Here is a 12275-nt window from a genome sequence, read left to right on the forward strand (position 1 = left end):
GGGTGGGCGCGCACCCGTCCACCCCGGCGCACCGGAAGGGGATCGACGTGAGCGAGCGGCACGACCGAGGACACCGGAACGACGACGAGCACCACCCCGCACACGATCACGCACACCACCACTCCGCCCACCGGACCCGCGGCCACGCGCACCACGGGTCCCACGATCACGCCCACGACCACCCGCACCACCCGCACCACCCGCACCACCCAGCCGACCCCCCTGCGCCCTCCGCCGCCTCCGCCGTCTCCTCCCCCGCCGCCTCCTCCCGCGCCCGCGCTCTGCGCCACCGCCTCACGCATCTCCTCACACCCCACTCCCACGAGACCGCCGACAAGCTGGACCCGGCCCTGGAGAGTTCGGCCCGCGGCATGCGAGCGCTCTGGGTCTCCCTCGCGGTGCTCGGCGCGACGGCCGCCGCACAGGCGGTCGTGGTCGCGCTCTCCGGTTCGGTGGCCCTGCTCGGCGACACGGTGCACAACGCGGCGGACGCGCTGACGGCCGTCCCCCTCGCGATCGCCTTCGTCCTGGGCCGGCGGGCGGCCACCCGCCGCTTCACCTACGGCTACGGCCGGGCGGAGGATCTGGCGGGCATCGCGATCGTCCTGACCATCGCCGCCTCTGCGGCCTTCGCGGGCTGGACGGCGGTGGAGCGGCTGCTGGACCCGCGACCCGTCGACCACCTCGGGGCCGTCGCCCTGGCCGCGCTGGCGGGATTCGCGGGCAACGAGTGGGTCGCGCGGTACCGCATCCGGGTCGGCCGCTCGATCGGCTCGGCCGCGCTGGTCGCGGACGGACTGCACGCCCGCACGGACGGGTTCACCTCGCTCGCCGTGCTGCTGGGCGCGGGCGGCTCGGCGCTCGGATGGCGTCCGGCCGACCCGGTCGTGGGGCTGGCGATCACTGCGGCGATCGCCCTGGTGCTGCGGGACGCCGCCCGGGAGGTGTTCCGGCGGGTGATGGACGCCGTCGACCCGGCACTGGTCGACCGGGCCGAGCGTGCACTGCGGGAGGTCGAAGGGGTGCGCGGGGTGGGCGAGTTGCGGCTGCGCTGGATCGGACACCGGCTGCGCGCGGAGGTGGCGGTCGTCGTGGACGGCGACATGACGGTACGTCAGGCGCACGGGGTCGCCGTGGCGGCCGAACACGCCCTGCTGCACGCGGTTCCGCGGCTGACCGCGGCCCTGGTGCACGCCGACCCCGCGGCGGCACCCGGCGAGGAGGATCCGCATCGGGCCCTCGCCCACCACGCCGCCGCCGCGAGCACGCCTTAGGCCACCGGCACTCCCAGCCCCTCGATCACCGCCGCGCCCGGCAGTTCGGCGAAGGCCTTGCCCGGCACCAGGAGCTTCCCGCGCCGGCGCCCGCTGCCCACCAGCACATAGGGCAGGTCGACGACCGCGGCGTCCACCAGCACCGGCCAGGAGGACGGGAGTCCGATCGGCGTGATTCCGCCGTACTCCATGCCGGTCTCGCCCACCGCCAGGTCCATCGGGGCGAACGAGGCCTTGCGCGCCCCGAGTCGACGGCGCACGACACCGTTGACGTCGACCCGCGTCGCGGACAGGACCACGCACGCGGCGAGCGTCGTCCCACCGCCCCGCTTGCCGGCCACCACGACGCAGTTCGCGGACTGCTCCAGCAGCTCGCGGCCGTAGTGCTCGACGAAGACGGCGGTGTCCGCCCACGCGGGATCGGTGTCGACGTGCACGATCCGGCCCACGGGCACGCTGCCGCTCCAGTGACGGACGGCGTCGGCGACCGGGCCGGGCAGCTCGTCGAGGCGGTCGGGGGCCGGGGCGGCGGTGTCGAAGTGTCCGATGGGTGCACGCATGGCCGCACGCTACAGCCCGTTCCCGGCCGTTCGTCCACCCTCTCAGTGCGCGGGCGGGGGCACCGACACGGTCAGCACCATCTCCGTCGGCGCCTCGCCGCGGTTGGCGTAGGAGTGCGCGGCGTTGGCCTCGAACGTGACGCTCGCCCCCGCCTCGACGCGGTACTCGGCGCCGTCGACGGTCAGCGTCAGCTCGCCGGCGGTGACATGGGCGATCTCGACCGTGCCGGCCGGGTGCGGGTCGGAGCCGCTGCTCTCGCCGGGCATGAGTCGCCAGTCCCACATCTCCAGCGGGCCCGGCGCCTCCGCGCCCGCGAGCAGGCGGCTGTAGCTGCCCGCGTCGGTGTGCCACAGCCGTACCGCCTGATCGGCGGGGACGATGCGGACCTTCGGGCCCCGTTCGTAGTCCAGCAGCGTGGTGACGCTGATCCCGAGGGCGTCGCCGATCTTGACGACCGTGCCGATGCTGGGGTTCGTGCGGGCCTGTTCGATCTGGATCAGCATGCCGCGGCTGACGCCGGCGCGGGCCGCGAGCGCGTCGAGCGTGAATCCGCGCTCGGTGCGCCATCGCTTGACGTTGCGCGCCAGGGACTGGGTCAGCAGGTCGAGGTCCGACACATTCCATCCAGGAGACGAGAGCAATATGGTGAATGACAGGGTGCACTATATTGCACTACGGTGTGGTGTACCCGATCGTCCACCGAACTGTACTGCGAGGGACCCGTGACAGCACTCTTCGCCCTCGCCACCAGCCTGTTGTGGGGGCTGGCCGACTTCGGCGGCGGTCTGCTGACCCGGCGCACCCCGGCGCTGACGGTGGTCGTCGTCTCGCAGGCGATCGCGGCGGCGGTCCTCGGTGCGATCATGGTCGCCACCGGCGGCTGGAGCGAGGCCGGTCCCCTGCTGTGGTTCGCGGTCGCAGCCGGCACGGTGGGCCCGGTGGCCCTGCTCTGCTTCTACAAGGCGCTCGCGCTCGGCCCCATGGGGGTGGTCTCCCCGCTCGGCACGGTGGGTGTGGTCGTCCCCGTCGGCGTGGGCCTCTTCCTCGGCGAGCGGCCCGGACTGCTGCAGATCGCGGGGATCGCGGTCGCCGTGCTCGGGGTCGTCCTCGCGGGTGGACCGCAGCTGCGGGGCGCGCCCGTGCAACGGCGGGCCATCCTGCTCACACTCGTCGCGGCCTTCGGCTTCGGCACGGTGTTCGCCCTGATCGCGGAGGCGTCGACCACGGTGACGGGCCTGTTCCTCGCCCTCTTCGTCCAGCGCGCGGTCAGCGTTGCGGTCGGCGGTCTCGCGCTGCACGTCTCCGCGCGGCGGGGCGCCGCCGCCCTCCCGGACGGCGGTCTCCCGTGGCGCTCGCTGCCGGCCCTGGCCTTCGTCGGCCTCGCCGACGTTGCCGCGAACGGCACCTACGTCGTCGCCGCCCAGCACGGACCGGTCACGGTGGCCGCCGTGCTCGCCTCCCTCTACCCCGTCGTCACGGCCCTCGCCGCACGCGGCCTGCTGCGCGAACGGCTCCGCGGGCTCCAGGCGGCCGGCGCGGGGCTCGCCCTGGTGGGCACGCTTCTGCTGGCGACCGGCTGAGCGACCCACGCCGGCCGTCCCCCCGCACTCCGGTTCAGCCCTCGGGCTCCAGCTGAGCCAGGCGCTCCACCGTCTCCTCGTCCAGCTCCGACAGCGCGACCAGCTGGTCCGGGGTGACGCCGTCCGGTATCGGCACCGGGGGCGGGGTGCGCAGCGGCGGCTGCCAGCCGTCGGCGGGCGTCCAGCGCCGTACGACCCGGGCGGGCGCACCCGCGACCACCGAGTGGTCGGGAACCGGGCCGCGCACCACCGCCCCGGCCGCCACCACGACGTTGCGGCCGATCCGCGCACCCGGCAGGATCACCGCGCCCGTGCCGATCCAGCAGCCGGGGCCGATCTCCACGGGCTCCATCCGCGGCCACTGCTTGCCGATCGGCTCGTGCGGGTCGTCATAGGAGTGGTTCGTGGACGTGACGTACACGTACGGGCCGAAGTAGCAGTCGCTGCCGATGGTGACGGTGGTGTCGGCGATGACATGACTGCCCCGGCCGAGGACCACGCCGTCGCCGAGACGCAGGATCGGATCGGGTCCGAGGTCGAGGTCGGGCATCAGACCGGCGGTCAGGGTGACCTGCTCGCCGACGACGCAGTGCGACCCCAGGTGGATCCACGGCTCCCCGAACACCGTGCCGAGCGGGAAGGCGAGCCGGGTGCCCGCGCCCATGGAGCCGAAGCGGAAGCGTCCTGGGCGCTCGGCGGTGACGGAGCCCGTGCGCTGCACCCAGGCCCAGCCCGCGTGGACGGCACGCTGCACGAGGCGGCGCCGCCATGATGAGAACGTGTTCTTGCGCTTCGGCACCCGCTCACCGTACTCAGCGGGCGCCGGGGCCACGGAACCGCAGCCCTGTGATCTTCGCCCCACCGGGTGGCGTACGGTGCGCGGAGACGACGGACGCGAGGAGACGGTGATGACGCACAGGGCGCTGATCGTGGGCATCGGCGGCAGGGAACCCCGGGTCGACCCGGAGGCGTTCGTGGCGCCGACGGCATCGGTGATCGGCGACGTGACGCTGGAGGCGGGCGCGAGCGTCTGGTACGGGGCGGTGGTGCGCGGCGACGTCGAGCGGATCACCGTGCGCCGGGACGCGAACGTCCAGGACAACGTGACACTGCACGCCGACCCCGGATTTCCCGTGACCATCGGCGAGCGGGTCTCGGTAGGCCACAACGCCGTCGTGCACGGGGCGACCGTCGGGGACGACTGCCTCGTCGGGATGGGCGCGACGGTGCTCAACGGGGCCGTGATCGGGGCGGGTTCGCTGGTCGCCGCGCAGGCGCTGGTGCCGCAGGGCATGCAGGTCCCGCCGGGTTCGCTGGTGGCGGGCGTGCCGGCCAAGGTGAAGCGGGAGTTGACGCAGGAGGAGCGTCAAGGGGTCACCCTGAACGGCACGTTGTACGCGGACCTGGCCAAGGCGCACGACGCGATCCACGAGTAGTCCGCGGACCCGTCGGCACGGCCCGCGGGCCGTGCGAGGGGGGCGTCACTCCCCGGCGGTCACCGGCTCCGGCTCGGCCGCGGACTCGGGCCGCGCTGCCTGCATCTTCCTGGCCTTGCGCTTGAGCACCAGCATCGAGGTCAGGCCGATCAGCACCGCGAGCACCAGCCCCAGCCAGGAGAACCGCTTCAGCCAGGACTCCGCGACGACGCCCACGTAGTAGATGACCGCGGTCGTGCCGCCCGCCCAGGCGATGCCGCCGAGCACGTTGGCGACGAGGAACTTCCAGTACGGCATGTGCAGGACGCCGGCGAGCGGTCCGGCGAAGATGCGCAGCAGGGCGACGAAGCGACCGAAGAAGACCGCCCACATGCCCCACTTCTCGAAGGACCGCTCGGCGGTGGCGATGTGCCCCTCGCCGAAGTGCCGGGGGAACTTCCCGCCGAGCCAGGCCAGCAGCGGACGTCCGCCCTTGCGGCCGATGGCGTAGCCGATGGAGTCGCCGATGACGGCCCCGGCGGTGGCGCACGCGCCGAGCACGACGGGGTTGATGCCGCCGTGCTGGGAGGACAGCAGCGCGGCCGAGACCAGGATGATCTCGCCGGGCAGCGGGATGCCGAGGCTCTCGAGCCCGATGACCAGGCCCACCATCGCGTAGACGGCTATCGCGGGCACCGAGTCGAGCCATTCCTGCACGTGCACCGCGAGTTCCTCCCGTTCGACGTCCCTGGGCTTGCGCGTCCCCGCGAAGCCTACCGGGTCGGCCGGGTCCAAAGCCGTCCGGTGGTGCGCCGCAGCGCCCCCGCGTATCCGGGACGCGGAATGCGGTCGACAGGCCTGCTGCCGCGGTCGAGGACGGCGGTCGAGGACGTCACCCGGGGCCGTGCGGGCGGCCGGCCGGACTCCGCCCCGGTCGACGCGGCGGAGTCCGTGCTGCTGTACGGCGTGCTCTCCGCTGCCCGTCCGCGGACGGCTTCCGTCCCTCGCCGTCTCCACGTCCGGACGGCTTCCGTCCCTCACGGTCCTCGCGTCCGCGTCCGCTTCCACGTCCGCTCAGTGGTCCACGGCCCTCGCCACGACGGAGACGGCAATGGCAACGGCAACGCCCGGCGCCCGCTTCGCGCCGTGATGGACGGGAAGAGCCTTGAGCGGCACGGCGGGGGCAGGCCGGCCGCTGGGGTTCTCCGGGGCGCCTGGGACGGCCGGGGTACCAGGAGTGCCTGGGGTACCAGGAGTGCCCGGAGTGCCCGGAGTGCCCGGAGCATCCGAACCGTTCGCGGCGTCCGAACCGTTCGCGGCGTCCGAACCGTTCGCGGTGCCCGAACCGTTCGCGGTGCCCGGGTCGCCCGGGTCGCCGGTCGAGTCGCAGCAGTCCGCCTGGACGATCTTCGTGTGGAACTGCGGCGCCGACGGGGTCGGTTCGGCAGGCGTCGGAGCGCCGCCGGGGGCGACGGGTACGGCGTCGCGCGGGGCGGGCGCGGCCGGCGGCACCGCGGCCTTCGGGTCGGGCGGCTCCGCCGAGCCGCGGACCTGCGGGCCGGGCTGCCCCGCCGCCGGGGCGGCCGTGTCGAACAGCCAGCGCTGCCCCGCGGAACCGTCCCGTGGGGCGACGGCGAGGGTGCGGCCCGAGCCGTCGGCGTCGCGGGCGACCAAGAGAGCGTCGTTCCGGCGCAGCAGAAGCTCGCCGCGGACGGTCAGGTCGAAGAACGTCTCGCCGGAGTGCACCAGACAGCCGGCGAGGGCGGTCGTGCGGCGGTGCGGGTCGGCGGCCAGGCAGAGCGTCGGGTCGGCCGAGCTGCGCAGCAGACCGTCCTCTTCGTACGACCACTGCTGGGTCGCGGCCGGCGAGCACGACGTGACGACGATCGCCGCTCCTGGCGCCGCCCTGCCGCCCTGGACGTCGAGGCAGAGTTCCGTGTCCGGGCTGCGCAGCCTGCCGCGGGCGATCTCGGTGGACCGGGAGGCGGACGCGGCCGACGGAAAGGCGGAGGACGAGCGGCTGCCCGAACCGCTCGATCCGCCCTGCGCGACGGTCCCCGGGGCGCTGATGCCGCCTGCCGGTGCGCCCCAGGTGGCCCCGGGGGCGGGCACGCCGGTGTCGTCCGTCCAGCCTTTGGCCACGAAGACGGTCGCGACCAGCGCGAGGGCGGTGAGTCCGGCGCCCACGAGCGCGGCCGTGGGCCGCCTGCCCGGCAGGGCGAGCAGGCCGGCCGAGGTGGTCCGGTGGCGGCCGGTGCCGGCGTGGGGACGCGCGGGGGCGGGCCGGGAAGCGGCGCCTGCGTCGGCCGTACGGGCGGGGCGCGACTCGAGGTAGCGCAGCGCGCCCCAGCCGAGCACGGTCTCGGCGAGCAGGACGTCCAGTCCGCCGTCGAAGTGGCTGAGCTGCTCGGCGGCGTGCCGACAGAAACGGCAGTGCGCGAGATGCTGCCGGACATCCGGCAGCAGGGTTCCGCCGCGGCGCAGGGGAACGTCGAGGAGACGGTTGTAGAACCGGCATTCGCTGGTCGGCGCGAGTTCCCGGTGGGCGCGTACGCAGGCCGCCCGGAATTGTTCCCGCGCCTGTTCCAGGACGGCCGCCGCGGTCACGGCATCCATGCCCGACAGACCAGCTGGTACGGTTATGGGTTCCGACTCGACCTCCGTGTGCCACAACAGGCATTGGGAGGCTGACGGGAGCAACTGGAAAGCACGTTCGGCGAGTTGCCGCCTTTCCGCGGTCCCCGGTCGCGCGGCGCGCAGTCCACGGCCGCCGACGGTTTTCCGCAGCTCCGGCAGAACGGCGGAAACCCCTTCGGCGCCGGCCCATTCCCTGACCGTCTCCCGGACGGCGACGAGGAGCTGGGGACGCAGTGCGCCTCCGGTGCTCCCGCCCGCGAGGCGGCCGAGCACCTCGTGGAACGCGGCGGCCGCCACCAGGCGTGCCGTGTCCTCGGTGCCGGCCAGACAGACGGTCGCGTAGTCGTGAGCGGCCCGCCAGTGACGGGCGAAGAGCAGGGCGATCGCCCGGTGCCGCCCCTCGTCGCCGCCGGTCAGTCGAGCGACGAGTTGGGGGTCGGAATCCCCGGGGGTCCAGCCGGGTCGGGGCGGGTGAGGCGGGCGTGGGGGGTTGGGGGATTGCACGGAACCAATTCCTTCCAAGCCGACGAACGGCACGGAATAGGACGTCGTCGGAAAGCAGGTGCCTGATTGGTGCGTACCTTTGGCCTGACCAGGCGCGTTGGCCGGATCCGACCCTTCCGTAAGGGGAGGCTCACCTTCGCACACGCGCATCACAGGAAACAAGGAGTTCGAGTGACCCAAGTTCAAAGTGTGGGAATTTCAGATAAGTTACCGGCGGTATCCGCACCCGTTTTCGAAACCGCACCGGACGGCCGGGCTCAACTTGTGCCCACGAAAAGCAGGATGGCGCACGAAATCTTCAACCTCGGGCCCCTCGCGGCGACGCTGCGCACCGGTCGCGCAGCCGGAGCGGCCGGTCCACAGGAATCTCCGAGGCGGCTCTCGGCGTACTCCCATCACCGTCGGTCAGCATGACCGGCATGAGCGCCCCCCGCCCCGCACCCGGCGTCCGCAAAGCGGTCGTCCCCGCCGCCGGTCTCGGCACCCGATTCCTTCCCGCCACGAAGGCGACCCCGAAGGAGATGCTGCCGGTCGTCGACAAGCCGGCCATCCAGTACGTCGTCGAAGAGGCTGCCGCCGCCGGTCTGGACGACGTGCTGATGGTCACGGGACGGCACAAGCGGGCCATCGAGGACCACTTCGACCACGCCTTCGAACTGGAGCAGGCGCTCGCCGCGAAGGGCGACACCGTGCGCCTGGACGCCGTGCGCGACCCGGCCCGGCTCGCCGACGTCCACCACATCCGGCAGGGCGACCCGCTGGGCCTGGGCCACGCGGTGCTCTGCGCCCGCAACCACGTGGGCGACCAGCCGTTCGCCGTACTGCTGGGCGACGACCTCATCGACCCGCGCGAGACCCTGCTCAGCAGGATGCTCGAGGTCCGCGACCGGTACGCCGGCAGCGTGGTCGCCCTCATGAAGGTCCCGGCGGAGCAGATCCACCTCTACGGCTGCGCGGCGGTGGAGCCCTCCGGCGAGGACGGGGTCGTACGCGTCACCGGGCTGGTGGAGAAACCCGCACGCGAGGACGCGCCGAGCCGGTACGCGGTGATCGGGCGGTACGTCCTCGACCCGGCCGTGTTCGAGGTCCTGGAGCGCACCGAGCCCGGCCGCGGCGGTGAGATCCAGCTGACCGACGCCCTCCAGGAACTCGCGGCGGGCGGCACGGTGCACGGCGTGGTCTTCTCGGGCCGCCGTTACGACACCGGAGACAAGGCCGACTATCTGCGCACGGTGGTCCGCCTCGCCTGCGACCGGCCCGACCTGGGACCGGAGTTCACGGCCTGGCTGCGGGAGTTCGTGGCGAGTCTGGACTCCGGCGACACCGCACGGGAGCGCGAGCAGGAGCGGGCACAGGGGCCGGAGCGCGAGCGGGAGCGGGCACAGGAACCGGAGCAGGGGCGGGAACGGGGGCAGGGGCGGGAGCCGGCACAGCGGGAGCCTGCGCGACCGGACGCGGCACAGCGGTCGGCGGCTTGACGTCGTCGCTCACGGCGCCGCACCCGCAGGACGCGGCGCCGACCGCCGCCGCCGGTGCGCGAAGCCGGCTCAGCTGTTGGGGCGCAGGGTCCAGACAACGGTCATCTCGCCGGTGACGGCCCCGTCGGCACGCCGGATCTCGATGGCGACCGGGAACTCGGGACGCTCCCCGGCGTCGAGTTCCGCGACCACGTCGGCGGCCGGACGGCCCAGCGTGGCGGTGGCGGTGACCGGGCCCATGGCGAGCTTGCGGTAGGCGATCTGCGCGCCGACGGCGAGCGGCACCGCACGGGAGAGCTGGTCGCCGAACGCGGCCAGGACGATCGCACCGCTGGCGGACTCGCCGAGCGTGAACATCGCCCCGGCGTGCGGGCCGCCCACGTGGTTGTGGAACTCACCCTGGTCCGGCAGGGCGACCACGGCCTTCTCCGGACCGGCCTCCAGGAACTCGAGGTGGAGGGTCCGGGCCATCGGCACGGTGGCGGCGAGCATCTCGCCGACGGACATCTGGTCTGCGCTCATACCCGGAGGTTACCTGCGGGTAGCTTCGGCTGGCCAGACCGGTGTGACGAGCCCCGCACCCCGATCCCCGGTGATGTGGACTACATCCGCGCGCTGCCGGGACACGAGCGGCCGTGGCCGCAATCCGGGACTTCACGGACGCTGTTCGTGTGTTCCGGGCAACGGCGCCCCGATTCGGTACATCCCTGACAGGGGGCGGTGACCGAATCGTGTCCTGCACGGCACTAGGGTTTCTGGCCATGTGGCCAGGACAGCAGCCCCCCGGGGGAGAGCAGAACCCGCAGGCGCAGAACAATCCGTACCAGCAGCCGGGATACCAGCAACCGGGATACCAGCAGCCGAATCCGTATCAGCAGCCCGGCTACCAGCAGCAGCCCAACCCCTATGTCCAGCAGACCCAGTGGGGGTCCCCGTCGCCCGCGGGCGCGCCCACGCCGCCTCCCGGCAGCGGCGGGCCCGGGGGCGGAGGCAACCGGACGAAGCTGGTCGCGATCGTCGCGGCCTCCGCCGTCGTCGTCGCCGCCGGAGTCACCGGCTTCCTCGTGCTGGGCGGCGGTGACGACGAGAAGACCGACGTGAGCAAGGAGAGCCCGAGCCCCACGGCCTCCGTGACCGCCTCCGCCTCGTCCGGCACGGACGACGACCCGCGGAGCAACGAGACCGAGAAGCCGACCGTCGCCGGCTGGAAGGTCGTCGTGAACCCCAAGTGGGGCCTCGCCTACGACGTGCCGGGGGACTGGGAGGTCCAGTCGCCGGGCCTGAGCCAGGGCTTCGAGTGGGAGGACAAGAAGAAGTCCGACGGCTACGACCGGATCCTTCAGGGGGGCACGGCCGAGCTCAAGTCGAAGTGGTGCTCCACGGACTCCGACAAGGACGGCAAGACGGAGGACACCGCGCTGGCCGTGGTCGGCTCCAAGGGCGCCGAGGGCGCCAAGACCACCGACGAGATCGCGATCAACACGCCCGCCTGGTGGGTGTTCGGCGGCTACACCGAGCCGGACAAGAAGAGCCTCACCTTCGACAAGAAGGCGACCGCCTTCACCACCGCCTCGGGCATCAAGGGCAGTTACGCCTGGGCCCGGTCGACCAACACGCCCCAGAAGGGCAAGTGCGACAGCGACGGCAAGGCGATCACGTTCGGCTTCAAGAACTCCACCGGCGACTTCGTGTCGGTGAACCTCTACGGAGCCAAAGGCGTGAAGGACGAGCTCCCGACGGCCACGATCATGCAGATCCTCAGCACCGTACGCCTCCACGGGACACCCACGCACAACTAGTTGCGGGGGCGACCGTGGACGGTGGGGGCGCGGCGCGGTCGGCGGGCGGGGTCGGGCGACGGGCGCCGGTCAGCCGATGCCGAACGCGCCCTCGGGCGGCTCGGGCGAGGGGACGGCGTCCTCGTCCCGCACCGGGTGCGCGTCCCCGATGAAGCGGCGCAGGCCCGAGCCGTGCTCGACCCTCGCCGGGAACGCGTCGGAGGCCGTGCGGCGGGCCAGGGCGCTCACGTCGAGGGGGCGGTGCGCGGCGGCGAGGACCACGTTGCCGAACCGGCGGCCGCGCAGCACGGCCGGCTCGGCGATGAGCACCAGCTCCTCGAACACCGCTGCCAGGTTGGCGAGTTGGGAGCGCAGAAAGCCGAACGGCGCCGAGTCCGCGAGGTTCGCGAGGTAGACGCCGTCACCGCGCAGGACCCGTCCGGCCTGTCGGGCGTAGCTGAGGGACGTGAGTGCGGCGGGAACCCGCGAGCCGCCGAAGACGTCGGCGACGAGTACGTCGGCGGAGTCGTCCGGCGCCGTCTCCAGCCAGGCCCGCGCGTCCGCGGCGTGCAGGGCGACGCCTGCCCCGGCCGGCAGGGGCAGGCACTCGGCGACCAGGTCCAGCAGCCGGTGGTCGAACTCGACGACGTCCTGCCGGGAGCCCGGCCGGGTCGCGGCCAGGTACCGGGGCAGGGTGAGCGCGCCGCCGCCCAGATGCAGCGCGTCCAGCGGCAGCCCCGGCTCGGCGACGGTGTCCAGGACGTGGCCGAGACGGCGCGCGTACTCGAACTCCAGGTGGGTCGGCTCGTCGAGGTCGACGTACGACTGCGGGGCGCCGTCGACCGTCAGCAGCCATGCCCGGTCCCGGTCGACGTCGGGCATCAGCTTGGCGACGCCGTGGTCGACGGCTCGGGACACGGGTACGGGGTCGTCTTTCGCCTGCCGGCTCACCTGGTCGTTCACGCTCTCATTGTGCCGGGGGGACCGCGGCGCGCGTCCGCGGTCCCCCCGCCGTGCCTGCCGGACCGCGGCGCGAGTCCGCGGCTCG

General features: G+C 73.3%; 12 protein-coding genes. 5 read left to right on the forward strand and 7 right to left on the reverse strand.

Annotated elements, in window-relative coordinates:
* Positions 1–47 precede the first annotated feature (47 nt).
* Positions 48–1274: a cation diffusion facilitator family transporter gene (locus ACN6LD_RS06705; RefSeq protein ID WP_445042678.1), complete on the forward strand. Its 1227-nt coding sequence runs from the start codon at positions 48–50 to the stop codon at positions 1272–1274.
* Here ACN6LD_RS06705 and ACN6LD_RS06710 read toward each other — a convergent pair.
* Both ACN6LD_RS06710 and ACN6LD_RS06715 read right to left on the reverse strand, forming a co-directional pair.
* Positions 1271–1834, reverse strand: a complete 564-nt coding sequence (locus ACN6LD_RS06710; RefSeq protein ID WP_445042679.1) for a YbaK/EbsC family protein — start codon at positions 1832–1834, stop codon at positions 1271–1273. The two genes, ACN6LD_RS06705 and ACN6LD_RS06710, sit on opposite strands and share 4 nt — an antisense overlap.
* Positions 1835–1876: 42 nt before the next feature.
* Positions 1877–2452, reverse strand: coding sequence for a helix-turn-helix domain-containing protein (locus tag ACN6LD_RS06715; RefSeq protein ID WP_319197320.1), 576 nt, complete (start codon positions 2450–2452; stop codon positions 1877–1879).
* Positions 2453–2557: 105 nt separating this feature from the next.
* Here ACN6LD_RS06715 and ACN6LD_RS06720 point away from each other — a divergent pair, with 105 nt between their 5' ends.
* Positions 2558–3415, forward strand: coding sequence for a DMT family transporter (locus tag ACN6LD_RS06720; RefSeq protein WP_445042680.1), 858 nt, complete (start codon positions 2558–2560; stop codon positions 3413–3415).
* A 34-nt stretch (positions 3416–3449) separates the two neighbouring features.
* Here ACN6LD_RS06720 and ACN6LD_RS06725 read toward each other — a convergent pair whose 3' ends face one another.
* On the reverse strand, positions 3450–4214 hold the full coding sequence (locus tag ACN6LD_RS06725) for an acyltransferase (RefSeq protein ID WP_445042681.1): 765 nt from the start codon (positions 4212–4214) through the stop codon (positions 3450–3452).
* 109 nt (positions 4215–4323) lie between these two features.
* On the opposite strand from ACN6LD_RS06725, the gene ACN6LD_RS06730 reads away from it, so the two are divergent.
* On the forward strand, positions 4324–4851 hold the full coding sequence (locus ACN6LD_RS06730) for a gamma carbonic anhydrase family protein (protein WP_319197323.1): 528 nt from the start codon (positions 4324–4326) through the stop codon (positions 4849–4851).
* Positions 4852–4896: 45 nt separating this feature from the next.
* Here ACN6LD_RS06730 and ACN6LD_RS06735 read toward each other — a convergent pair whose 3' ends face one another.
* A complete protein-coding gene (locus ACN6LD_RS06735; RefSeq protein ID WP_319197324.1) occupies positions 4897–5553 on the reverse strand; it encodes a DedA family protein in 657 nt (218 codons plus the stop codon).
* Positions 5554–5904: 351 nt separating this feature from the next.
* Positions 5905–7971 carry a ricin-type beta-trefoil lectin domain protein gene (locus tag ACN6LD_RS06740; protein WP_445042682.1) on the reverse strand — a complete coding sequence of 689 codons (2067 nt, stop codon included), beginning with the start codon at positions 7969–7971 and terminating at the stop codon, positions 5905–5907.
* A 419-nt stretch (positions 7972–8390) separates the two neighbouring features.
* Between ACN6LD_RS06740 and galU the strand changes: the two genes are divergently transcribed.
* Positions 8391–9449: a UTP--glucose-1-phosphate uridylyltransferase GalU gene (gene galU, locus ACN6LD_RS06745; RefSeq protein WP_445042683.1), complete on the forward strand. Its 1059-nt coding sequence runs from the start codon at positions 8391–8393 to the stop codon at positions 9447–9449.
* 69 nt (positions 9450–9518) lie between these two features.
* Here the strand turns inward: galU and ACN6LD_RS06750 are convergent, their stop codons facing one another.
* Positions 9519–9956 (reverse strand): DUF4442 domain-containing protein, encoded by a 438-nt coding sequence (locus tag ACN6LD_RS06750; protein WP_319198137.1) that lies wholly within the window; start codon positions 9954–9956, stop codon positions 9519–9521.
* A 254-nt stretch (positions 9957–10210) separates the two neighbouring features.
* On the opposite strand from ACN6LD_RS06750, the gene ACN6LD_RS06755 reads away from it, so the two are divergent.
* A complete protein-coding gene (locus ACN6LD_RS06755; protein WP_319198134.1) occupies positions 10211–11248 on the forward strand; it encodes a hypothetical protein in 1038 nt (345 codons plus the stop codon).
* A gap of 69 nt (positions 11249–11317) precedes the next feature.
* On the opposite strand, the gene ACN6LD_RS06760 is transcribed toward ACN6LD_RS06755, so the two are convergent.
* Positions 11318–12109, reverse strand: coding sequence for a spermidine synthase (locus ACN6LD_RS06760; protein ID WP_445042706.1), 792 nt, complete (start codon positions 12107–12109; stop codon positions 11318–11320).
* Between the last annotated feature and the right edge of the window lie 166 nt (positions 12110–12275).

Source organism: Streptomyces sp. SAS_272 (assembly GCF_052543235.1).